Origin of the sequence: Asaia spathodeae NBRC 105894 (assembly GCF_025994195.1) — a bacterium.
GTDB classification, from domain to species: Bacteria; Pseudomonadota; Alphaproteobacteria; order Acetobacterales; family Acetobacteraceae; genus Asaia; species Asaia siamensis.
This window is the reverse complement of record NZ_BAPY01000026.1, coordinates 54,139-78,353: the sequence shown is the minus strand read 5'-3', so window position 1 is coordinate 78,353 and position 24,215 is coordinate 54,139. Positions and strand designations below refer to the sequence as shown.

Below are 24,215 nucleotides of genomic sequence, written 5' to 3'. Positions count from 1 at the left end.
TCTCTTCAGCACCCCAGCCCGTTTGTGAGGGGCGCGCCGCTCGGTCAGGGCAGTGCCCCTGCCAGTCTCGGCTTCGATGGGCAGTCCGATTCCGTCAAGCAGTTGCGTGACGGGCTGGACAGCAGTCTCTCTGCCTTCGGGCTTCATGTGCTGACGGGCGAATCCGGCAGCGGCAGAACGCGCGCGGCGCGCTATCTCTGGACCCAGTCCGGCAGGAATGGTCGCTTCGTTCCTGTGATCGACCGGCTCTCCTTTGAGGAGGCTGTGTCGGATGCGACCACGGGCTGTCTTTTCATCAATGAGATCGGTCTGGCGGAACCCGGTCTGCAGGCGGCACTGGTACAGATGCTGCAGGGCACAGGCAGCGCAACACGCCTGGCCGTAATCTGCACAAGCTCCTGGTCCCCTGCGCGTCTGGTTCAGGATCGCCGCATGAGCGAGGCGCTGGGTGCTGTTCTGGCCCCGCATAATCTGCCGGTCCCTCCGCTGCGCGACAGGCGTGACGACCTGTCGACAGTATGCGCGGTATGGATGGGGCAAAACGGCAGCCAGCTTGTTCTGCATGACGATTGCCTGCCCTGGCTGGCTCATCAGGACTGGCCGGGCAATTTTCGGCAGATGCGGCAATTGCTGCATCATGCATGCCAGAGCGTGAAGGGGGATCTGCTTACTGCCTCGCTTCTGGCCGATATGCACCGTGTCGACACGACGCCCGATGCGGCGTCTTTTCAGGGGCTGATGGCGCGTTATCTGCCTTCCATGCTCGATCTTGAAACCGATACGCAGGGCACGCTCCATGCGCGTGTTCTGGCAGAGGTCGAACGCCCTCTGTTCCGTCTGGTGCTGAAAGCAACCGATGGCAATCAGATCAGGGCGGCGGCTCTGCTCGGGATCAACCGCAACACGCTACGCAAACGTTTGCAGCTTCTTGGCATTGAAGTGGGCCGTTCTCGATCATGACAGGCAATGACGCGTCGCATCGCACCTCCGATGAGGGGCGCATGACTGAAGAAACCGATTCCGTGCCAGAGGACGGTTCTCTTGCAAAGCGATCGCTCCTTCGTCACGTGAGCCGTCTGAAAACCGCCATGGTGCTGACCTGTGCGGCGCTCGTGCTGCTGGTTACGACCTTCGTCGTGCTGGCGCGCGGGCTTTCCTTTGCCTATCGCCCGCAGATCGAGGCCGTTGTGTTCCTGCTCGATTTTATCGTGCTGCTCCTTCTGGGTACGGCCGTCATCATCCGGGTCGGGCGGATGCTGGCCGAGCGTCGCAGAGGGCTGGCGGGGGCGCGGCTTCATGTGCGGCTGATCACGCTCTTCGGCGTGGTGGCGGTGGCGCCTACCGTCGTGATCGGCGGTCTGGCGGCGCTGTTCTTCCATTTCGGTATCCAGATCTGGTTCTCGAACCGGGTCAATACCGCTCTTACCGAAGCGCGCGATGTGGCTGCAGGCTATCTGCAGGAGCATAACGACAATATCCGCACAGAAGCCTTTGCCCTGGCGAATATCATCATCACGGCCAATAACGACGAGATGTATCGCCACGGTGTGGATCTGATGCGTGATCCCACCCAGCTCGGGATGATGCTCGATGTCGAGGCAACTGAACGCGGGCTGAACGAGGCCGTTGTGTTCGATTCCTACACCAACAAGGTGGTCGCTTCAGGCGGACTTGCGGCCCTGCAGGGCCAGCAGCTGGCTCTCCCTCCCAAGGATGCCACGACGCTGGCCCGCACCAATGACGTGGCCATTCTCGACAGTCCTGATGAGAAAACCGTGCGCGCTGTGGTGAATCTTGGGCCAAGCTCGGGTCTGATGCTTGTCATCACGAGGCCTGTGGATGCCAAGATTCTGGAGCATATGCGCCATACGGATGCGGTGGTTTCGGAATATCAGCGACTGAACGCTCACCGATCGGCCATTCAGATCAGCTTCGTGTTGATCTTTGCCATGCTCGGGTTGCTGGTGTTGAGCATCGGCATGCTGACAGGACTCGTTCTGGCCAAGCAGATCACCCAGCCTCTGGGTCTGCTCATTCTGGCGGCGCGGCGCATCAGCGAGGGCGATCTCACGGTGCGTGTGCCTGAGGCGCGGGGCCGAGACGGACGAAAGGACGATGAGGTCGGCACGCTCTCTCGCGCCTTCAACCGAATGACGGATCAGCTTTCGACCCAGCGTACCGAGTTGATGGTCGCCTATGAGCAGATCGACGAGCGCCGTCGCTTTACCGAGACCGTTCTTTCCGGCGTGTCGGCAGGGGTGATCGGTCTCGATGCGGATCAGGTGGTCGAACTGCCCAACCGTGCGGCGTCCCGTCTTCTGCAGCGCGACCTCGATCTGTGCATCGGTCAGCCCCTGAGTGTCATGGTACCCGAGTTTGTCGGGATGCTTGATCGGGCGCGGGCCGAGCCGGGTCAGGCGCATACGGCAGAGATCCAGATCGATGCGCCGGAAAAAAGCGTGACCCTGGGCGACGGTCCGAGTGTTGGCAGTGCCGGTCGTACGTTGCTCGTACGCGCGGTGGCCGAGCAACGTAGTGACGAATCGACCGGCTATGTGGTGACGTTCGACGATATCACGGCCCTGCTTTCTGCCCAGAGAAAGGCAGCCTGGGCCGATGTGGCGCGCCGTATCGCCCATGAAATCAAGAATCCGCTGACCCCCATCCAGCTTTCGGCCGAACGACTGAAGCGTCGCTTCATGCGCGAGATCAGCTCCGACCCCGAGACGTTCGGGCAGTGTGTCGATACGATTGTGCGTCATGTGGGCGATATCGGCCGTATGGTTGACGAATTCTCGTCTTTCGCCCGTATGCCGCAGCCTGTGCTCAAGGATGAGGATCTGGTGCGTCTGGTACGCGAGGCGTTGGTGTTGCAGCGCAATGCCCATCCTGAAATCATCTACGATACAGCGTCCCTGCCGCCTCAGGGGCCGATTGTACGCTGTGACCGGCGTCTGGTCGGGCAGGCACTCACCAATCTGTTGCAGAACGCGGCCGATGCCATCGCCATGGTGGTGCCGGATCATGAGGTCGATTCAGAGAGACATGGAGGTGACGCGGGGGCAACAGTGGGGCGTATCAGGGTCTCTCTGGCGGTGAACGGGGTGGAAGCGGCTGTTCAGGTGACAGATGATGGCATTGGTTTGCCTTCAGTTGACCGCCACCGCTTGACGGAACCGTATATCACGCACAAACCGAAAGGGACGGGACTCGGGCTCGCGATCGTCAAGAAGATCATGGAGGATCACGCAGGTGGGATCAGACTGGAGGACCGAACGGACGGGCGCGGTACCGTCTCGACGCTCACCCTGCCGGTGCGTGATCAGAGTCCCGAACCAGGTGAAGCGCGCAAGGAGCAATGAACGTCTGATGGGGGATGCGCATGGAGCATGAAATCCTGATCGTCGATGACGAGCCGGATATCCGGCTTCTCATTGAGGGACTCCTTCGCGATGAAGGCTATGAAACGCGTGTAGCGGCGAATTCGGATCAGGCTCTGGCAGCGTTCCGGGCGCGCCGTCCGTCGCTGGTTATTCTCGATATCTGGCTCCAGGGGTCGCGTCTGGACGGGATCGACCTGCTCAAGACGCTCAAGGCCGAAGAGCCGGGTCTGCCTGTCGTGATGATTTCGGGTCACGGCACCATCGAGACGGCGGTTTCGAGCCTGCAACATGGCGCCTATGATTTCATCGAAAAGCCGTTCCAGACCGACAGATTGATTCTGGTGGTCCAGCGCGCGCTCCAAGCGGCGCGTCTCGAGCGCGAGAATGCCGAGCTGCGGTTGCGCTCGGGCAATGAGACCATGCTTTTCGGTGAAGGCCCCGGTATCAGTGCCGTGCGTGGCCAGATCGACCGGGTGGCCCCCACCAATTCACGCGTGCTGATTACCGGCCCGGCTGGCTCGGGCAAGGAGATTGCGGCGCGGATGCTCCATTCGCGTTCACGACGCGGGTCGGGTCCGTTCATTGCCCTTAACTGTGCAACGCTCGCGCCCAATCGCTTCGAGGAAGAGCTTTTCGGTATCGAAGGCCAGGCCGACGGCACCATGCGCCGCACCGGCGTGCTGGAGCGTGCTCACAAGGGGACGCTGCTTCTCGATGAAGTGGCGGACATGCCGCTCGAGACCCAGGGCAAGATCGTCAGGGCGTTGCAGGATCAGACATTCGAACGTCTGGGTGGTGCGGCACGGGTCAAGGTGGATGTGCGCGTCATTGCCACGACCAATCGCGACCTTCAGGGCGAGATCACTCTCGGGCGTTTTCGCGAGGATCTCTATTACCGCCTTGCTGTGGTGCCGCTGCGTCTGCCCTCACTGCGTGAGCGTCGTGAGGACATTCCGGCCTTGGCGCAGCATTTTCTGCAACGCTATGCCGAGAATGCCGGTCTTGCTCCGCGTGAGCTGTCGGTGGACGCGCTGGCAGCGCTGCAATCCTATGAATGGCCGGGCAATATCAGAGAGCTGCGCAATCTGATGGAACGTCTGCTCATCATGATGCCGAACGGCCAGGATCTGATTCGCGCAGACATGTTGCCCAGCACTGTGAGCCAGGGGGCGCCGTCGATGACCCGTCTCGATGCGGGGGCTGATGTCATGGCACTGCCGCTGCGCGAGGCGCGCGATCTTTTCGAAACCCAATATCTGCAGGTGCAGCTTTTGCGTTTCGGTGGCAATATCAGCCGCACGGCGAATTTTGTCGGCATGGAGCGGAGTGCCCTGCATCGCAAGCTGAAGCAGCTGGGTGTGACGCCAGAAGATAGGACCCTGTGAGTCTGGAAACCAGATTTCAATGAAGATAAGATAAGGACACAAATCCAGAGCAGCGTTTGTGACGTTGACCTCTGACCCCCGAAAATGGGGCCCGTCTCATATACCTGATAAAAAGAAGAGCAACATTGGCCAGAGCTAATCCCAACCCGACCCCGAACGCCGCCCCCTTTACCGAATTCAGCCAGGGCGAAACTGTGCAGGATGTCTTCCTGCAGCACCTCCAGCAGAACGGCCTGCCCGTGACCGTATTTCTGGTCAATGGTGTGAAGCTGCAGGGTGTAATCCCGCGCTTCGATCATGAGACGATCATTCTGCGTCGCGACGGTCATACGCAGCTTGTCTACAAGCATGCCGTCAGCACGATCATGCCCGTCGCTCCCCTGTCGCTGTTCGCGCAGGATGGCGAGATCGAGCTGTAAGGGCAGGGGTTTTTCCAGAACGTGTCAGTAACCACCAGTACGACACCTCCCGCGACACGCGCTGCGGTAGTTCTCCCATGGGAGCGCCCGACACCGAATGACGAGTTCCGCGCTGCGGAAGCCCGTCTGGAAGAGGCTGTCGGGCTCGCCTCCTCGATCGGTCTTGTAGTTGTCAGGCAGGCTGTGCTTGCCATCAGGGCTGTGCGCCCGGCCACCCTGTTCGGCAAGGGACAGGTCGAGCAGCTTGCCGAGATGGTGGAAGAGAACGACGTCAAGGTCGTGATCGTCGACGCCAAGCTCTCGCCGGGCCAGCAGCGCAATCTCGAAAAGGCAATGAACTGCAAGGTTCTCGACCGTACGGGCCTCATTCTCGATATCTTCGGCGCCCGTGCTGCGACGCGTGAAGGCGTATTGCAGGTCGAGCTTGCCCATCTAGAATATCAGCGATCGCGTCTTGTCCGGCTCTGGACCCATCTGGAACGCCAGCGCGGTGGCTTTGGCTTTCTTGGCGGTCCGGGTGAAACCCAGATCGAGGCCGATCGCCGCATGATCGACGAGCGTCTTGTGCGTCTGCGCAAGGATCTTGATCAGGTGCGCCGCACTCGCGGGCTGCATCGTTCGGCGCGCAAGAAGGTACCTTTCCCCGTCGTGGCGCTGGTGGGCTATACCAATGCTGGCAAGTCAACGCTTTTCAATGCACTGACCGGTTCGGCCGTGCATGCGCAGGATCAGCTTTTTGCAACCCTTGATCCGACCATGCGCGGGCTTCGCCTGCCTTCGGGCCGACGGGTCATCCTGTCGGATACGGTGGGCTTCATCAGCGAATTGCCGACCGAACTCGTTGCAGCTTTTCGGGCCACGCTCGAAGAGGTAGCCGAGGCCGATATCATTCTCCATGTGCGTGATGTGGCCCATCCTGACAGTGCCGCCCAGCGTGCAGACGTGATCAATGTGCTGGATGGCATGGTGCGCGATGGGATGCTGGATGAGAACTGGCCCCAGCGTACCATCGAGGTGCTGAACAAGGCCGACCTCATGGGTGGGATAGAGGCAGTACCCCGTCATCCGGGCTGTGTCGCCATATCGGCGATCACGGGTGAGGGGCTGCCCAATCTTTATTCGCAGCTCGATCAGCATATGACCGCGTCGATGGTTCTGACGCGCATTCGTCTCGAGATCACCAATGGCGCAGCGCTTGCCTGGCTGTATGAGCATGGTGAAGTGCTTGAGCGGCTGGATCAGGAGACCGAGATCACGCTCGATGTCCGGCTTTTCGAGCAGGACCGGTCACGCTTTGGCCAGATCTACCCGGATTGCCTTGTATCTGCCTGAAATCGTCTCGATACTGGTCACACGAAGGGCGCTCGGAATGAGGGCCCTTCATGGGGAGGGCAGACGGATTGAAGGCTGAGGACATAATGATGACGGCGCGCCCCTCGGTCGCGACCCGTGCGCTTCTCGAAGATCTTTCCCTGATTGCCCGTGAGGCAGCATCCCGCATCATCATGCCGCGTTTTGGACAGCTGGCAGAAGGGGATATCAGAACCAAGACCTCGCCATCCGATCTGGTGACGGTGGCCGATGTTCTGGCTGAAGAATATATCACCGACCGGTTGAAGCTTTTGCTCCCCGAGGCGCTGCTGATCGGTGAGGAGCGGTGCAGCCAGTATCCGTCCCTGATCGACCAGGCCGCCAAAGCGGAATTATCTGTGACCATCGACCCTATAGACGGTACGGCCAATTACGCGGCCGGTCTGCCTGCGTTCGGTGTCATGATAGCGGTGCTTGAGAGGGGCATCCCGGTGGCCAGTGTCATTCTTGATCCGGTCACGCAATCGGCGTCTCTTGCCCTGAAAAATGAAGGCGCATGGTCAGAGGACGAGACAGGGCATGTCACGCCCCTGCATGTGGCGGCGCCTTTTCATCGCATTGAGGAAATTACAGGCAAGATAGCCTGGCGCACCCTGCCTGTGAGCGACACGGCACTGGCCGATCACAATCTGCGTGCCATGACCGGCCTCTGGGATCTGCGCTGCGCCGCTCATGAATATCGTCTGGTTGCGTCAGGCCATGGCCATGTACTGGCCTATAGCCGCACCTGCCTGTGGGATCATTGTCCTGGCTGGCTCCTGCTGCACGAAGCCGGAGGGTATGGCGCGCGTCTCAATGGCGCGACCTATCACGCCGCCATTCCAGGGCGTGGTCTGCTCTACGCGCCAGACAGGCAGAGCTGGCAAATGGTTCATGATGCACTGGCGCTGTCTTTGTGACGCATTCTCAAATATCTGTGTAAGCAGAAACGGCTTTTACTCTTCAGCGTTCTTTATTCAGGAACATAGGAGAGGTTTTATGGCCGTTCAGGACCCAGTACTTTATGCAGTATGCGATGGTGAGAAAGCCCGCTTTCTGCGCTATGATGGCCAGCAGATGCGTACGATTCAGCGTTTCGGTGCCCATGACAAGGCAACCGATGCAGCAGGTGACGTCGCCTCCATCAAGGAACCCCGCTCGGACCCCAAGGTTCAGGTAAAAGAGCGTTTCGCCCGACTGATCGCCGATGAGATCGAAGCGACGCTCAACGCCAATGCTGCGCTCGAAGGTCTGGTTCTCGCTGCGGCACCGCATGTGCTGCACGATATTCGCGAGCATCTGTCCAAGGCGACAAGCAAGAAGCTGATCAAGAGCGAAAGCAAGGACCTGACCAATATCCCGGATCAGGATCTGCTTGCTCACTTCGACCGCCCTGCGACGGGTTGGCCGAAGCCCTGACGTCATTCCGGGCAGGATGCGCCGTAATCCCTTGTGGAAGCAGGCAACTTGTCCGGAATTCCCTGGAGCGTAAAGGATCTCCGGGGTAAGGGGGCTAGGGGCAAGTGTCCCCAGGGATAGTCCTCCAGGAGTTGCTCCTCGCGTGCGTATCAATTGCCTCGTCGCTATCAGAGCGAGGTGAGAGGTCTTTCAGACGACGACGAAACGCTCCCACGTATTATCGGTATCCGTCCAGATTGCTATAGACCCGCCGTGGACGGAGGTGACAAGCTTCCGACCAAGCCTGATCGTGTAATGGGCTCCCTGCGACTGGAAGATCAGGCTGCCAGCTCTCACTTGTCCTGTAGGGACGAAGTCGATGGTTTCTCCTGTTGCGACCAGCATGAAGCGCTCTCCCAATATCGTCACGCAGGCCAGTGAATTCTCTCCCGGATAAACCGGCAGCAAGCGTGAAGCGCGTACGGTCAGGCGTTCGACAGTGAGGCGTTTTTCCACGGGGTCGTAGTAGAGGACCCGTTCATGAAAATCGAGGCAGAGTGGTCCGGCTATGTTATTGGTTGCGAGCACCTCATCGAAGGATACGCTAGGCCCTTGCGTGGCAAGGTGCTTCATGAGTTTGCGCTTGAGCCGCACAGCAAGAGCGTGATCCCCGCGCAACGCAACCTGATAGATGATCCCGGTGACAAATCCGGTATGGGCGAAGATAAACATCCTGTTTTTCATCGCGTCGATCTGATCGGAAACCAGAGTCAGGGCGACGAGTCTCGCATGGCGCGGTGAGGCGAGAAAAAGCCGATTTCTAAGATTGGCTGGGTTGCGTCGACGCTGGGTGCTGACCTGGCGTCTGACACGGTCGGGTTCACCGCTTGAGAGGGCTTCGATGATAGATGAGATGGGCTTGGAGCCAGAGAGGCTCTCGTAAACGACGTGTCCGCTATAGAAAGTGGGCACATGGACAATATCCGGGCTCACGTTGTGAAGCAGGTGCGTATGATAGGCGTCGACCCTGTCTTTGGGATCTGAGAGGATAAAGGGACGCCCTCCGATATCTCCCGGCTTGATGGACATATTGACCATCTTGTCCGTCAGGTATTTCCGGTATTCTTCCTTGATGTCACATTCATCGGGGTGAATGGAAAATTTTGGCGAGAGCGCCATGACGTAATCGGCGGAAAGCTTCCTGGAAAACTTGAGGGCAGCGTATCCCCCCATGGACTGCCCGAATACCAGACGGACCCTGTCGGGGCCAAGTAACTGATCGATGACCCTGATCGCCTCGTCCATCTCGTCGCTGAGAAACCAGTTTGGCTTTTTCGTCGCGAATCCGATGACATCGAGGTCTCTGATGCGGGCGACATTCTTCAGCAAGAAAAAGTCTCTGGCAACAGTCTCGAAGTTTATGCCGGTGAAAGTAATGATCGTGTAGGCGGAGTTCCCTTTGTGATGATGAAGTACAATCTCATCCCCTTCGTACACAATCATTTTCAGCATCCTGTTCCGCTTTGAGGACACTAATAACGTCATACTTCACGGTAAAAAACATTAAAATTGCTACTTTGTGTTGCGTGATTCCAGCAATATTTTATTGCTTACTGGGGTGCATGAAATAGAAAACAATAGTGTTTGTCTTTACGAGACCGGTGCGTAACTCTCATAGCATCAGGAGCGGCCCAGCGTGGGTGCTTTGGTCCCGCCTGGATGTGTTCCAGGAGGGACCGCAAAAGGAGCTACATCGAGAGCAAAGGCTCGTCGGATTGTTCGGCAATCAGACCGTGGCGGCGGCTATGCAACCCTTCTACACGGACGTCGATGGATCGCCCCTGTAATTTGCCAACGATCTTTTCAAGAATATCGACCGAAGTAATGTCCCAGAATGTCGCATCGGCCACATTGATTTCGACAGACTTCGCCCTGGTCTGAAAATCGACGGCGTCATAAAGCATGTCAGCCGAGGCGAAGAACACCTGGCCATGCACGGTATAGACATCCACCTCTTCGCCCTTGTGCGTCTCAATGCGGAGCATGCCCATTGCCCGCCAGGCAAAGAACACACCACTCAAAAGAACGCCGACAGCCACGCCAGCTGCCAGATCGTGGGTTGTCACCGTCACGATTACGGTCACGATCATGACGAGGCTCGACAATTTCGGATGACGCATGACGTCTCGCAGCGATCCCCAGGCAAAGGTGCTGACCGATACCATGATCATGATGGCGACGAGGGCCGCCATGGGCACCTTGGCGACGTAGTCATGCAGAAGCACCATCAGGGCCAGAAGGAACGCACCTGCCGTAAAGGTCGAGAGGCGCCCGCGTCCGCCGTAACGCAGATTGCCAACTGTCTGGCCGATCATGCCGCAGCCGGCAATGCCGCCGAACAGCCCCACGGCGATGTTCGAAATGCCCAGACCCGTACATTCCATGCGTGGTTCGCCATGCGTGTCGGTATGGTCGTCCACCACACCGGCGGTCATGAGAGATTCAAGCAATCCGACAGCGGCCATCGCCAGCGCATAGGGCATGACGATTTCAAAGGTTTCGAACGTGAATGGCACATGCGGGAAAATGAGTGAGGGCAGACCATTTGGCAGCGCACCGAGATCGGCCACCGTGTGAACGGGCATGGGATGCCAGATCGTGATCAGGGTCAGCACGACGATACAGATCAGCGGCGAAGGAATGGCCGTGGTCAGGCGCGGCAGCAGATAGATGATGGCAAGGCCCAGGGCGATCAGCGCGTAGGTATGCCAGGTGACATGCAGCATTTGCGGCACCTGTGCCGAAAAGATCATGATGGCCAGGGCGTTGACGAAGCCCGTCTGCACCTCTTTCGAGACGAACCGCATCAGCACGTGCAGACGGAGCAATCCGAAGACGATCTGCATCGCCCCTGCGATAAGCGTCGCCAGAAACATGTACTGGATGCCGTGATGATGCACGAGAGCGGCCGCCACGAGGGCGACAGATCCGGCGGCTCCGGAGATCATGCCCGGTCTGCCGCCTGTGATGGCGATCGCCACACTGATGACGAAAGAGGCGTAGAGCGAAACGGCCGGAGAAACGCCTGCGATATAGGAAAAGGCAATGACTTCAGGAATGAGCGCAAACGTGCCCACCATGCCAGCCAGCACCTCACGCAGCGGGCTGAAAGCCCACTGTGCGCGATAGGTCGAGAGATTCAAGAGTCGACTCCTTCGGATGAAAAACGATCGGATTTTGTCGTCGTATTCCGGCCCGACGCGGCAATGGCGTCGCAAAGGTAGAAAGAGCCGTAACGGTTCGCAAGGGGGGAAGCTGACGGAAAGCGTATAATCAGGCGCCGTTTGTCGGGAGGGCCCGGGTTATCCCTGTCCTGAAAGGGCGTGACAGACGTGCCGTGCGAAACCGATCGGGGCTCAAAAAAGAATTTCGACAAAGGGGCTAGACGCCTGCCCTGCATTTCTTTACATCGGGCATCGCTGTGTGGCGGATGTAGCTCAGTTGGTAGAGCGCCGGTTTGTGGTACCGGTGGTCGCGGGTTCGAGTCCCGTCATTCGCCCCAGCATTTTCCATAAAATCAGGTTTTCAAGAGACGCATTCTGACGTGCGCCTTGTATCCTGCCCTCATATGCAGGGCAGGGTCTTTCGAGTTTTTGCTGCGGTTACTTCCGGGCGTAAACGTCATCGAGGCGGATGATATCGTCTTCGCCCAGATAAGGACCGGACTGTACCTCGATCAGGGTCAAGGCGATCTTGCCCGGATTGGCCAGACGATGGGTGCAGCCAAGCGGCAGATAGACGCTCTCATTTTCTCGCACGATCAGTTCCTCGCCATCGCGCGTGACCACAGCAGTGCCTGCCACCACCACCCAATGTTCCGAACGATGAAAGTGCTTCTGCAGCGAGAGCACCTCGCCTGGATCGACATGGATACGCTTGACCTGAAAACGGTCACCACGGATCAGGCTCTCGTAAAAGCCCCAGGGGCGATACATGCGGTTATGGCTGGTGGCTTCAGGACGATTTGCTTCGGTCAGGCGTGTGACTATTTTCTTGACGTCCTGGGCGCGATCACGATGCGAGACCATTACGGCATCCTCTGTCACGACCACGATGAGCTCATCCACGCCCATGACCGCGGTGACAATACCATCCGAGCGGACATAGCAATTGCGGGTGTCCTCCAGAAAGACGTTACCAGCGGCAACATTCCCGCTTATGTCCTTGCTGCTGATTTCCCAAAGGGCATCCCAGCTGCCGATATCCGACCAGCCAAAGCACGCGGGGACGACGACGGCGCATTGCGTGCGTTCCGCTACAGCGTAATCGATCGAGATATCGGGTGATTTATCGAATATCTCGGGAGCGAGGCGTTCAAAGTCGAGATCGGTCTGACGCTGGGCAACCGCCTGCCCGACACAGCTATGAATCTCAGGCTCGAATGTCTTGATTTCACGCAGAAGGACATCGGCACGGGCAACAAACATTCCCGAATTCCAGGAATAACGTTCGTTCTGAACAAGTGCGGTCGCGCGCGCCAGATCCGGTTTTTCCATGAAGCGGGCAATGTGGAAGGCACCCTCCACAGTCGAGAGGGCCTCACCCCGCTCTATATAGCCATAGCCTGTTTCCGGCTTGTTCGGTTGTATGCCGAAGGTGGCAATATAGCCTTGCGACGCCGCGGCGACAGCAATGTCGAGTGTCGCATATAGAGCCGTAAGATCGGTGATGGCCGCATCGGCAGCCATCACCCATAAAATGGCGTCTGGGTGTTGTTCTGCAATCAGGAAGGCCGCCGCAGCGATGGCGGGCGCAGAATTGCGCGCCGAGGGTTCGAGCAGAATACGGGCGTCGTCGATGCCAATAGACCGCAACTGCTCGGCGATGATGAAGCGATGAGACGCATTGCAGACGATAACGGGCTGGCCGAGCCCTGCTTTCTGCCCGCGCAAGGCCGTCTCCTGAAGCAGGGTCTTGTCGGTAAGCAGAGGCCAGAACTGCTTCGGAAAGCTGCTGCGCGAGACGGGCCAGAGGCGACTGCCAGAGCCACCGGACAGGATCACCGGAATGATGAGAGGCTGTTGGGATCTGGTGGGAGACGGCAAGAGCTTGTTCCGTATCGCGATGCCCTTGGGGGCGTCTGATGAATGGAGAAGAGATGGCAGGAAGCGAAGGGCTGAAAAACCGGTTTTCGTTTAATCACGCCATGGGGCAGCCAGAGCAAGCCCCATCTGTAGAAGTCGCCCGGCGTCATTTTCATTTCCCGCCTCGGCATAGACGCGCAATTCGGGAGCATTGCCCGAGGGGCGGAAATGGACGATGGCATTGTTTTCAAAAATCAGGCGCAGCCCATCAGTCTCATCGAGGCGGCGTACAGGGCCGCATGAAGCGCTGAAAGGCGCGAGGGATCTTGTTGCGAGAGTTTCTTCGCGCAATCTGGCGATCCCGGTCAGGCTGCGGGTGCTGGCAAGCGGCGCCAGTCTGTCACTCACGGTGAAACGTGGCGGCAGGGTCTCGAGAAGAGCCGTCAGGTCATCGCCGCAGCCTCGTGCGGCCACAAGCGCGCAGAGCATTGGCAGAACGGCATCGCGCGTTGGCAAGGCCTTGAGGGAGCGCCCCTGCAATGCGACCGGAGTAGCCAGCAGGAAACCGCCATTGGCCTCATAACCGACTGATGGGGCAATGCCCTTCTGCGCCGCTTCTGTCATGGCCTGCACGACATAGGGTGAGCCGATCCGTGTGCGAGAGATCTGCTCTGCGAAACCCGTCAGTTCGAGTGCGGTATTGCTGTTGACTGGTGTTGCAACGGCTCTTGCCTGCAGAAAGCGCGCCGCCAGAATGCCAAGCACGTCTCCACGAAGCCAGATGCCCTGACGATCAGCCAGAAGGGGGCGGTCGGAATCGCCATCTGTTGTCAGAAGCGCGTCGAATTCATGCTCCAGTGCCCAATGCCGGGCCTGGTCCCTGTCTTCCTGGCGCACGGCTTCGGTATCGACGGGAACGAAGCCTTCGGAGCGCCCAAGTCTGATCACCTGGGCGCCGAGGGATTTGAGCACAGAGACCAGAAGGTCGCGGCCGACGGCCGAATGCTGATAGACGGCAAGTTTCAGTCCGTGGAGCGCCTTGCTGCCGAAGAAATCTGCATAGCGTGCAGTGTAGGCGCTGAGAACGTCGATCGGCTCGGGCAATGGATCATTGTCGATCAACATGCCCGCCTCATCGAACCGGCCTTCGGGCAGGGTTACCTGCTGAACGCGCATGCCGGCCTCGTCTTCCTTGAGAAATTCGCCTCCGGCCCGGTTGAACTTGATGCCATTGCGGTCTGACGGGATATGGCTGCCTGTTACCATCAATGAGGGGGTGGATCGGCCATAGGCGTAAAGACACAGGGCAGGTGTCGGTACGAAGCCACAAAAGACCGGCACACCGCCTGCGTGATGTATGGCTGCGGTACAAGCGCGCAGAATGCGCGGTGTGCTTGGGCGCAGATCGCCAGCGAGGGCCACCGGGCGTCCCGCACCGAATTCTCCGAAAGATTCAAGATGGCGCAGATAGCCCAGTGTGTAGGCAAAACACACGGCGTCGTTCATGGCGGAAACCAGACCGCGCGCGCCACTGGTGCCAAAACCCACGCCGGATCGGGTCATCCACTCGGCAATTGTCATCGCGGCAGGGGACTCGTTCAGACTCCCGACCGCCATATGTTCAGACACGCCCATAACCGAAACTGTCGCGTGCGCGAGGGGCGAGGCGGCAGCAGAGCCAGCCGCTTTCGCCCATATCGGGTGTGTTCTGATCTGTGGCCGGGGTCAGATAACCGTTGGGCAGCAGCACGTAATGGGTGATGTGCAATTCGGGGCCCTTGAGAAACACGTTGCGCCAGATCTTGCCGTCGACCGTGTATTCCTTGAGCGTCCAGGTGCCATCGAGCGTATCAGAGCGGTTGAACATCATATCTTCCGCCCAGAAGGACTGACGATGCAACCGATAGCTGCCTGAACTGGCTGTTGGTGCCCCATCCAGAACCAGCTCGATCGAGATATTGCCTTGTGGCGTGGGCAGGGGGTTGAACCCGTACCAGTCACCAAAGACCGGTCCTGTCGGATCGGTGCAGCCCGCAAGCGTGCCGAGTGCGGCAAAAACGAGAGCTAGGCTGCCGAGGCGCGACAGGGATTTGAGCGGGCGGGTCATGGGCGTATTCCTGCGGGCAGGGGGGAGGCTTCGGTCGGTTGTCTGAAAAGATGAGCGAGCCCGTCTTTCAGGGGAAGAGGTGTAAATCCGAGGCGGTCTTGCATAGGCTGTATCGAAAATGCCTTGTCTTCAAGCAGACGTCTTACTTCCGCGCGTTCGATCGACGGGAATCCGGGTAGTTTCTTGGCCAGAGGGACCAGAAATTCCAGTATGGCAGCTGGTACCGGCAGAAACAGACGCGTGCCAAGACCTGCAGCTGCGAGAATGGCCTCTACGAGCGCGCGGTAGGTCATGGGTTCAGGCCCGGCGATGACAAGTGCTTCCGGCGTGTTGAGGTGGCCTGATCTGGCCAGATCTAGGGCTGTCACAATCGAACGGATGACGTCATCCTGATAAATTGGCTGGATCAGCGAGCGGCCGCCACTGGGTAGGGGGACAAGCGGCAGATAGCGCAGCAGGGCGACAAGACGCTGCACGTTGTTCTCGCCCTGTGGTCCATAGATCATGGTCGGATGCAGGATCATGCTGGGGCGTCCCGACTCCATCAGCGCGCGTTCCCCTGCCAGAACGCCATCGCCATGCCAGTCGGGCCATCGCGTGAATTTGCGCGTGCTGCCGATCGCGACTAGGCAGGAATTATCGGGAGACGCTGTCAGAATGGCCGGAATGAACCGAGCATGGGCGGTCGAGACCACATGCTGTGCATCCGCAAGGGCGGCCATAAGGGTGTCGGCGTTTTCAAGATCGGCCTGGCGAGCCTGCTCACGCAGATCGGGCGGCAGGCGGTCCGGATGACGGACGACAGGGACAACGGTCTCGCCGCGCTCTCTGAGAACATGGCAGAGGGCCGCCCCCATGCGACCAGCCGCGCCAATGAGATGGACCGGAGGCGCCATGCTCATTTCATGCTCGATGTCAGGACTGGCGGGGCCAGCCAGCGCTGTGCCATGGTCGGGTCGGCGGAAAACTGTGCCGAGAGCGCCTTGATCGCGGTGACGTCGATCGGCTCCGGCGGATGAAAGGAGACCGTCAGGCTATGCCCGGATGGCGCGAGCATAAACGCGGGCAAGGCATCAAGGCCGGGTGCCTTCTGGGCCATAAGAGCCAGTGGCAGGGCGAATGTGCTCTTGAGTTCAGCGATGGATTGGCCGCGTAACGCAGCAATGCGCCCGAATAGATCATCGAGATTGGAGGCATCGTCGCGATAGGTAAGGCTCATGGAGATCAGCGTTGGCCCATGCTTCGGATCGGGCGTTACGGCGTTGGCGAGTTCCATGGTGGTTTCATAATCAAAGGATTTCGGTGTGGTTCCCTTTATGGAAATGACACTCACATTGGTTTTGGTATCAGTCGTGGCGTTCTGTGTCAGAGTCTCGATGTGGATGCCATCAGGCATGAAAGGAGCCAAGGCATAGGACTTGCTGAACCGGATGGTGGCATTGTGGAGATTCCCCTCGCCAAGACGCTTGTCCCCCTCTTTCCACTGTCGCGACAGAAGCTTTTCGTACTGGAGACGCATACCCAGCAGAGCAATGCCGATATTCCTTGCCTCTGATTTGCTGGGAACTTCAGAAAGATCTCCTTGCGCATTGAGGGCAAGGAACGGTTTTGCCTCACCGGATATGGCTGAGGGCAGCCATTGCTCCACCAGAGCAACGGCACGAGCATAGCGGATGCCGCTTTCGCGCAGATCGCCGATATCCAGAGCCAGAGGCCCCGTGGGCATTTTTGTCAGCGCACCAAGCCGTTGCGCCGGAAGACTGTCTTCGGCGCATACAGCGTGGGCTTCGTGAACCATCCCGGAATTGCCATCATCATGGCCGTAATTATCGACTGCCGCATTGGCGAGATTTAGGGTGCAATGATCGGGTGTACCGAGAGCGACGTCACGGATCTGCCCGTGACGGAAATGTATTTGTGAAAGAGGCGGTAAGTCACTGACATCATGCTTCTCCCGGCTTACGGGGGGCAGAAGCAGCTTGTTGAGGGTGAGTTCACCGATCCTGCCGCTTACCAGCCCGCTGAGCGTTATGCCTTCTGCATGGATTTTCGAAAAGCTCAGCCCTGTCGTCAGATATCCGCTGGGATTGTTGACTGTCAGCACATGCGCCGTGAGAGTCGTGCCGCCCCGAATGAAGCGGGCATTCTCGAAACCGGCACCCCGTGCAAGGAAGCGTGGATAGGCGTGATCATATTCGAATCGGGCATCTGGGGGCAGATTGGCCCTGAAGCTGGCGAGCGCGCGTTGCAGTTCGGCGCTGGACTCGTGACGCACGCCGATTGTGCCCAATCCGACAAGCACGAGGCAGAGGCCCGCGGCCAGTAAAGGTCTTTTCACGTCAGAACATCCCCACAAATACCGCTTCGACAGACAGCGTGCATGTTAGTCCGGCTTTGCAACAGGAACAATCTCGTGACTTTTTTATGCGGTATCATGATACCGATAATCGAAAAACGGCGGAAATCAGCCGTTTTTCGCAAGGTGGCATGAGTCGAAAAAGCTTGACCTCAGGCGTTTGCGGTCTCATAAGGCGCCGCCAATACCAACACATGTTGCTGGATCAGTCCGAACCATGAAGACCACACCTTCGTTGAAGCCTGCAGAGGTGACGAAAGGCTGGACCCTGATCGACGCCGAAGGGCTCGTTCTTGGCCGCCTCGCCACCATCATCGCGACCCGCCTGCGCGGCAAGCACAAGCCCCAGTTCACCCCGCATGTCGATTGCGGCGACAACATCGTCGTTATCAACGCCGAGAAGATCGTCCTGACCGGCAACAAGGTGGGCCAGAAGCTGTTCCACTACCACACGGGTCATCCCGGTGGCATCAAGGAGCGCACCATCACGCAGCGCCTCGAGGGCAAGAACCCCGGCAGCGTGATCGAGAAGGCTGTTGAGCGTATGATCACGCGCGGCCCGCTGCAGCGCGCCCAGATGAAGCACCTGTATGTCTATGCCGGTGACAAGCACCCGCATGAAGGCCAGCAGCCTGTGAAGCTGGATGTTGCGTCCCTGAACCGCAAGAACACCCTCAATGTGATCGAGGCCTGAGAGATATGTCTGAAACTCAAGAGCGCACAGGTACGCTTCAGGACCTCGCCGGTATCGCTCCTGCCACGCAGGCTGCCCCGGTTCACGAAGTCAAGCGCGACGCACAGGGCCGTTCCTATGCAACGGGTCGTCGTAAGGACGCCACGGCTCGCGTATGGATCAAGCCTGGCAAGGGTGACATCATCGTCAATGGCCGTCCGGTCACGACGTATTTCGCTCGTCCGGTTCTGCGCATGCTGATCACGCAGCCTTTCCTGCTGACCGATCGCTACAACCAGTTCGACGTGTATTGCACGGTCAAGGGCGGCGGTCTGTCCGGTCAGGCTGGCGCAGTGCGTCATGGCATTTCGCGCGCCCTGACCCATTATGATCCCGCTCTACGCGGCATCCTGAAGGTTGCAGGCTTCCTGACGCGTGATAGCCGCGTCGTCGAGCGCAAGAAGTACGGCCGCGCCAAGGCACGTCGTTCCTTCCAGTTCTCGAAGCGCTGATTTCTGCCGGGGCCTCCGGCCCCGATGGAGATTATGTCTTCAAAAAAACCCGCCTCTCACGGAGGCGGGTTTTTTTTGTGTCTATTTTTTGGTTTGTTAAATACGAACCTCAACATGTGCTACTTATAGTCACATAATCGCGATTTCCTGTTACAAACCCTGACGAGCACTGCCTGCAAAACCTTGTGGGAAGGCCGCATTGGAGCCGAGATCGTAATGTATCGAATTTAGGTTCATAGCCCTGAACCTAAATTCGATTGTTTGCCTTCAGGTGACGCATATAGGGAGAAGCATCAATCATCGTTAACCAAAACTAATAATCGAGAAAAAAATAGGTTCTCACAAATCGTATTTCCTAAAGAAATTCGCTTTGAGAATTGTGGGGTCTTTTCGATTTGAATGTGGAGGTTATGCGCCCCTGTTTCCACGGTTTTCGTGGCTGAAATTTCTCCCTGCGGACAATGGATGAGACATTAATTCATGACTACAACGATCAGTGGCGTATGGAGCGCGGTTCTCGTAAACGGCAAGACCGTGTACCAAAGCGGCGCATCCGTTATCGACGGGCCGGTCTCTCTGGGTGGCAATTCTCCGCTTCTCTATGTCACGAGCGGCGCGATAGTTACAGGCCTCACGTCACCCTTGTCCGGTTATTCGGCGGAGTGGGGAAGCGCCATTGTCCAGAGTGGCGGGACCCTGCAGAACTCAACGCTGCAGACCGTTGTCGCGATCATAAGTTCCGGTGGTGTACTGCAAGACAACACCCTGAATCATACGGGTGATAAAATAGCCGCAGGCGGGATAGTCAGGAACAACGTCAAATATAATGGTGGAGATCTCTCGGCTGCACAGGGTGCACAGATTAATAACCTGTCGATCAGCCAGGGTAGTTCGCTTCTGAGTGGTGCTATCTGGTCCGGCGGCACCGTGCTGTCGGGTGGAATCGTCAGCGCGACAAGTAATAGTCTTGTCACCAAAGCTTTGGTTTCGAGCGGCGGACAAATCCAGATCCTTTCAGGAAGCACCGCGCAAGGTGTGCTGACCTCGGGAACGGGGCTCGGAAATGCCGTAAACGGTATTCAGGGATCGCTCATCCTGAGTGCCGGCGGCACAAGCTTTAATGCCGTAATCCAGGGCGGGTATATGGCAGTGCAAGGGACAGGCGCTCTGTCTCAGAGTGCTTATATCACCTCAAATGGCTGGCAAGATGTAGGCTCGAACAATAATGGCGCGACGGGCGGCGGCACCGCATCTGCCACAACGCTGATCAATGGTGGTGCGCAATTCGTCAAAGGGGGGACTGCGGTTGACACTTATGTGTCTTCTGGCGGTTTGCAGGAAGTCTCGGCAGGAGGGCAGGCCTATGGCGGAACAGTTTTCTCAAATGGAAAACTGCAAGTCTATGCGGGTGGCACCGGCACTAACAATGTGGTTCTTGCAGGCGGGCAGGCGAACATATGGGGTGTTGCTCAGGCTTCCAATGGTTTGGCATCCGGACTCACAATCCAGAATGGCGGTTCTGCGGTCAGTCTGAGTGGCGGAAGACTGACCGCTCTCTCTTTGATGAGCGGGGGGCGGGCTATTGTTGCGTCAGGCGGTTCTATCGACCAGTCTGTCCTCTCCGCAGGTGGGCAGGTGCGGATTCAGTCTGGCGGCACGGCATCACAGCTGACAGCGTTGGGCACCGGTTGGTGGAGTTATAGCGCGGGTGCCGTTTTGGTAGGGTCTGGTGGCACTGCGCTCAACACTGTCTTGTCGGGAGCCTATCAGGCGGTTCAGGGGCAGGGTGCCTATACGGAAAATACGCTGGTCACGAATAGCGGCTGGCAGGATGTCGGCCTCAATTCATTTGATGGATTGTATGGCGGCGGTATCGCCTCAGGCTCTGTCCTTGTGAGCGGAGGCAAGCAGTTTGTCAGTGGTGGTACGGCCTTGACCACCATGATCTCTGCAGGCGGCACCCAGACGGTCATGCTGCGAGGCGTGACCTCGGGCACGATTACGGCTTCTGGCGGTACGATGGCTGTGCTTTCTGGTGGCACAGCCTTCAATGCCAGCGCAGTGACCGGTGCGGTGGCGACGGTGTCGCAAGGCGGCACGGCTGCTGCTTCCGGAGGTGTTGCCTCAGGAATTGTCATCCTGAGCGGTGGGTCAGCGCTTGGTCTTGGCAATGGCCGGATGACGGGCTTTACAGTGCAGGGCGGTGGCCAGGCTGTTGTCTCATCCGGTGGCACTATGGATAACAGTGTGTTGTCCCTGGGCGGACAGGCACGGATTCAGTCTGGCGGCACGGCATCACAGCTGACAGCCATAGGTAATGGCTGGTGGGGTACTGGCGCTGGTGCCGTTTTGGTAGGGTCTGGTGGCACTGCGCTCAACACTGTCTTGTCGGGTGCCTATCAGGCGGTTCAGGGGCAGGGCGCCTATACGGAGAATACGCTGGTCACGAATAGTGGCTGGCAGGATGTCGGCCTCAATTCATTTGATGGATTGTATGGCGGAGGTATCGCCTCAGGCTCTGTCCTTGTGAGCGGAGGTAAGCAGTTTGTCAGTGGCGGTACGGCCCTGACAACCATGATCTCTGCAGGTGGCACCCAGACGGTCATGTATGGTGGTGTTGTGTCAGGTTCTGTCGTGGCCTCAGCAGGCTTCATGACAGTTCTCTCAGGAGGGACTGGTTACAACGCTAGTGCGCTTTCGGGTGGGCGTGTGGTTGTAGCGAGTGGGGGCACTCTTTCTGGCGGTATCATAGCATCGGGAGCAACTCTGAGCGGCTCCGCAGGTGCTCTTTGGGGAGGTAATCTCAGGGTTGGCGGATCTATCTCCGGAGGCAGCATTGTCTCAAAGGGGGTCGTAGAAATCTCGTCGGGGGGAACAGCGCGTGATTTGTTCGTTGCGTCCGGTGGATCGCTTCAGGTCGACGCCGGGGGGACGCTGACTGGTCTCGCCAATCTTGCCGCCGGTGGGATTGCAACACTCGACGCGAGTGCTGGGGGAACAGTCAATCTTGGCGGAAACGGATTCAGTCGTCTCACACTGACTGGAACGACTAGCCCGTCTTCGATTATTTCGGGCTTCAACGGTACGTCGCCCGGCTCTTCGGACCAGATCGTACTACGCGATGTGCCCAAGTCGGATATACTCGGGGTAACGTATCCTGACGCCGATCATGTCAAATTTCTCCTGACGGGTAATCGCTCCCTTGTCCTGAATATTCCAGGCGTGAAAAGTTTTGGGTTCGATCTCTCAGAAGGAACCGGAAATTCGACTGTTTTTTCCGTATGCTTCCTGTCTGGCACGATGATTCGTACCCCTGATGGAGAACGCGCGATTGAGACGTTGTCCGCAGGTGATGCCGTTCACGTTTATCATAGAGGCTGCGTCGAAACCCAGAACGTCATTTGGGTGGGGTATCGTTCGATCACGGAAGAAGATAGCGCCAGCTACGACATTACGGACTACCCGGTGCGTATTGAGGCTGAAGCGTTTGGGGGCGGGATGCCTTACAAGGACCTGCTGGTAACCCCAGAGCATTGCGTTTTCCTAGCTGGCAACCTTGTTCCGGTTCGTATGCTCGTGAACGGCCGGAGCATACGTCACGATACGAGCCTGAAATCTTATAGTTATTATCACATCGAAACAGACTGCCATTCAGTAGTCATGGCTGATGGGCTGCTCTGTGAAAGTTATCTGGACTCGGGAAACCGGCATGATCTCGCAGCTCGATCATGGGTGGAGGCGCCGCTGCCCGTCGTTTCCGGCATGTCGGGAAAACATCGGATGGCTGCACCGCTCTGCGTATCACGAGCCTTCGTCGAGCCGATCTGGAAAGGGCTGGCTCGTCGCGCCGGACAAGTCTGCGACAGGAGAGACATAAGGCACATCGATCCGATGTTCCATCTGTCTACGGAAGATGGTCATATCATGGAGCCTCTCCGTGTGGCTGGTGATCGTTATATCTTCCAGATTCCAGGGCATTATGGAGCTGTTTATCTTTGCTCTCGAGCTGCGCGTCCGAGTGATGCGGTCGGACCCTATATTGATGATCGTCGGCAGCTAGGCGTCCTGATTGGGGCAGTAACGCTCTACGATCCCTCCTCGACCCAAGAAATCGACGTCCGTGATTTCCTTCATGCAGCGCGGGGGTGGCATGCCGCGGAAAACGGTCAGTTAAGATGGACGAGCGGCAGGGCGTTTTTGCCGCTGGACACGCTCAAGGATGCGGGGATGCGTATCCTGGCTGTACAGATCGTTGCGGGTGGTCCTTACCATTCTGCCACTCACTGAGAAGCGCCATCTCAGGATCGCGGAAAGCTGAAACGGCCTCAGCTTTTGCATTCTGGCTGAGGTCTGCTGCTGGACCGGCAGTATTTCTCTCGGACTGCGCATTCATGCTTGGCGCATGCATTTGGAATGATGCCGCTTTGGCGAGTGGCTTGGCGCCGTGTTGCGCGCGGCAGCCAGAAAGATGCTACGCGACCCAATCGGTAAATATGCACCTGATATATTAATTATAATTTCGTTGGATCGACCTCGTTATGAAGCATGATCGTTGCCAAAACCAAATCAGGCTACGGGCGTCAAAGAGGGTCGACATGAATATAGAAGGTTTTGACATCGAGCCGCATAGTGCGATGAAAAACATGAAGTTGAGATACTTCCGTGTTATTGAAGAGATATTCAATGCTCAGTCTCTTGTTGGCGCTTCATCGAAACTGAATCTTACACCTACGGCTGTCTCAAAAGCTTGTCTGGAAGTGGAGAATATACTGGGTGTAAAGCTTTTTACGCGTTCCAATTCAGGCATGATGCCGACTGAAATCTGCCAATCAATCGTTGAAACCAGTCGTATTATAAAGGCCGAACTTGAGAAGCTCGCCCACAAGGTCAATGAATTCAAAGAGATCAGGACTGGGACCGTGAATATTGGTTTCCAGGCTCCGGCTTTGGAGAAGCGCATAATGAGTGGGATTGCGCAACTCAAGACAAAAGATGCGGCACTCAAGATACGGATTGTCTATCGTGAAAGACCCTATCTTCTGGATATGTTGGAAAGCGGTGAGCTTGATTTTGCTTTTGTTGATTTTTTTCAGCTCAATCAGAATAAAAGCTTGGATATGAGTGTTATGCATCGCGATAACTGCTTTGCAGCATCACGTGAATCTTCAATGTCTATCCCCGAATTGCTTGAGGGCTGGGAAGAAAACAGGAAAAAACTCTGGATACTGCCAGTAAGAGGTGTGGCTTTGAGAGAGCGTTTTGATGCGACCCTATCCGCCCGCGATCTGCAGCCGCCCAATAATATTATCGAATATAATTCATCTGTCGGATTGGAGGATTTATTTGTTTGCACGAACGGATGGGGTATTTTGCCTCTTTATGCCGTACCAGTAATAGAAAAATACATAATATTGAATGATCATTACGATATGTTGGAAGAAATGAGGCTGGAGAGTGGTCTTGTGTGGATGAAAAACCATACGCGCACGCCTCACATCGAAGAGGCAATTGGAATGTTTCTGAATGACCATCCGGATCAGTAGATGCA

18 protein-coding genes and 1 tRNA gene are annotated in these 24,215 nt (G+C 57.6%); 12 read left to right on the top strand and 7 right to left on the bottom strand.

Annotated features, from left to right (window positions below; translation table 11 throughout):
• The first annotated feature begins 24 nt into the window (after positions 1 to 24).
• The 7 genes from AA105894_RS09695 (at position 25) to AA105894_RS09665 (ending at position 7,956) form a co-directional block, all read left to right on the top strand.
• Entirely contained in the window at positions 25 to 960 is a 936-nt protein-coding gene (locus AA105894_RS09695) for a helix-turn-helix domain-containing protein (RefSeq protein WP_267311542.1), read from the top strand.
• Positions 961 to 1,001: 41 nt separating this feature from the next.
• A complete protein-coding gene (locus tag AA105894_RS09690) occupies positions 1,002 to 3,362 on the top strand; it encodes a sensor histidine kinase NtrY-like (RefSeq protein ID WP_373316765.1) in 2,361 nt (786 codons plus the stop codon).
• Positions 3,363 to 3,382: 20 nt separating this feature from the next.
• Positions 3,383 to 4,768 (top strand): nitrogen assimilation response regulator NtrX, encoded by a 1,386-nt coding sequence (gene ntrX / locus AA105894_RS09685; RefSeq protein WP_188425577.1) that lies wholly within the window; start codon positions 3,383 to 3,385, stop codon positions 4,766 to 4,768.
• Positions 4,769 to 4,962: 194 nt separating this feature from the next.
• Positions 4,963 to 5,187, top strand: a complete 225-nt coding sequence (gene hfq, locus AA105894_RS09680; protein ID WP_229719678.1) for an RNA chaperone Hfq — start codon at positions 4,963 to 4,965, stop codon at positions 5,185 to 5,187.
• Between the two features lie 21 nt (positions 5,188 to 5,208).
• Entirely contained in the window at positions 5,209 to 6,519 is a 1,311-nt protein-coding gene (gene hflX / locus AA105894_RS09675) for a GTPase HflX (protein ID WP_188425579.1), read from the top strand.
• 86 nt (positions 6,520 to 6,605) lie between these two features.
• Entirely contained in the window at positions 6,606 to 7,457 is an 852-nt protein-coding gene (locus AA105894_RS09670) for an inositol monophosphatase family protein (protein ID WP_267311541.1), read from the top strand.
• Between the two features lie 79 nt (positions 7,458 to 7,536).
• On the top strand, positions 7,537 to 7,956 hold the full coding sequence (locus tag AA105894_RS09665) for a host attachment protein (protein ID WP_188425581.1): 420 nt from the start codon (positions 7,537 to 7,539) through the stop codon (positions 7,954 to 7,956).
• A gap of 189 nt (positions 7,957 to 8,145) precedes the next feature.
• Here AA105894_RS09665 and AA105894_RS09660 read toward each other — a convergent pair whose 3' ends face one another.
• Both AA105894_RS09660 and AA105894_RS09655 read right to left on the bottom strand, forming a co-directional pair.
• The gene (locus AA105894_RS09660; RefSeq protein ID WP_267311540.1) at positions 8,146 to 9,447 is read right to left on the bottom strand and encodes a hypothetical protein; all 1,302 of its coding nucleotides are present in this window, start codon (positions 9,445 to 9,447) and stop codon (positions 8,146 to 8,148) included.
• A 236-nt stretch (positions 9,448 to 9,683) separates the two neighbouring features.
• Positions 9,684 to 11,138 (bottom strand): SulP family inorganic anion transporter, encoded by a 1,455-nt coding sequence (locus tag AA105894_RS09655; protein WP_267311539.1) that lies wholly within the window; start codon positions 11,136 to 11,138, stop codon positions 9,684 to 9,686.
• A 283-nt stretch (positions 11,139 to 11,421) separates the two neighbouring features.
• On the opposite strand from AA105894_RS09655, the gene AA105894_RS09650 reads away from it, so the two are divergent.
• A tRNA-His gene (locus AA105894_RS09650) sits at positions 11,422 to 11,497 on the top strand.
• A gap of 100 nt (positions 11,498 to 11,597) precedes the next feature.
• On the opposite strand, the gene AA105894_RS09645 is transcribed toward AA105894_RS09650, so the two are convergent.
• The 5 genes from AA105894_RS09645 to AA105894_RS09625 form a co-directional block, all read right to left on the bottom strand.
• The gene (locus AA105894_RS09645; RefSeq protein ID WP_267311538.1) at positions 11,598 to 13,040 is read right to left on the bottom strand and encodes a mannose-1-phosphate guanylyltransferase/mannose-6-phosphate isomerase; all 1,443 of its coding nucleotides are present in this window, start codon (positions 13,038 to 13,040) and stop codon (positions 11,598 to 11,600) included.
• A gap of 90 nt (positions 13,041 to 13,130) precedes the next feature.
• Positions 13,131 to 14,600, bottom strand: coding sequence for a phosphomannomutase (locus AA105894_RS09640; RefSeq protein WP_267311537.1), 1,470 nt, complete (start codon positions 14,598 to 14,600; stop codon positions 13,131 to 13,133).
• Positions 14,601 to 14,640: 40 nt separating this feature from the next.
• Positions 14,641 to 15,126 carry a hypothetical protein gene (locus tag AA105894_RS09635; RefSeq protein WP_267311536.1) on the bottom strand — a complete coding sequence of 162 codons (486 nt, stop codon included), beginning with the start codon at positions 15,124 to 15,126 and terminating at the stop codon, positions 14,641 to 14,643.
• Complete coding sequence (locus AA105894_RS09630) at positions 15,123 to 16,028, bottom strand: SDR family oxidoreductase (protein WP_267311535.1); 906 nt, start codon at positions 16,026 to 16,028, stop codon at positions 15,123 to 15,125. The genes AA105894_RS09635 and AA105894_RS09630 overlap by 4 nt, the downstream gene beginning before the upstream one ends.
• Positions 16,025 to 17,464: a hypothetical protein gene (locus AA105894_RS09625; protein WP_267311534.1), complete on the bottom strand. Its 1,440-nt coding sequence runs from the start codon at positions 17,462 to 17,464 to the stop codon at positions 16,025 to 16,027. The genes AA105894_RS09630 and AA105894_RS09625 overlap by 4 nt, the downstream gene beginning before the upstream one ends.
• 235 nt (positions 17,465 to 17,699) lie before the next feature.
• On the opposite strand from AA105894_RS09625, the gene rplM reads away from it, so the two are divergent.
• From rplM to AA105894_RS09605, 4 genes are all read left to right on the top strand, one after another.
• On the top strand, positions 17,700 to 18,176 hold the full coding sequence (gene rplM / locus AA105894_RS09620; RefSeq protein WP_267311533.1) for a 50S ribosomal protein L13: 477 nt from the start codon (positions 17,700 to 17,702) through the stop codon (positions 18,174 to 18,176).
• A gap of 5 nt (positions 18,177 to 18,181) precedes the next feature.
• Positions 18,182 to 18,667, top strand: coding sequence for a 30S ribosomal protein S9 (gene rpsI, locus AA105894_RS09615; protein ID WP_188425587.1), 486 nt, complete (start codon positions 18,182 to 18,184; stop codon positions 18,665 to 18,667).
• Positions 18,668 to 19,147: 480 nt separating this feature from the next.
• Complete coding sequence (locus tag AA105894_RS09610; protein WP_267311532.1) at positions 19,148 to 22,954, top strand: Hint domain-containing protein; 3,807 nt, start codon at positions 19,148 to 19,150, stop codon at positions 22,952 to 22,954.
• Positions 22,955 to 23,262: 308 nt separating this feature from the next.
• On the top strand, positions 23,263 to 24,210 hold the full coding sequence (locus AA105894_RS09605; RefSeq protein WP_267311531.1) for a LysR family transcriptional regulator: 948 nt from the start codon (positions 23,263 to 23,265) through the stop codon (positions 24,208 to 24,210).
• The last annotated feature ends 5 nt before the right edge of the window (positions 24,211 to 24,215 follow it).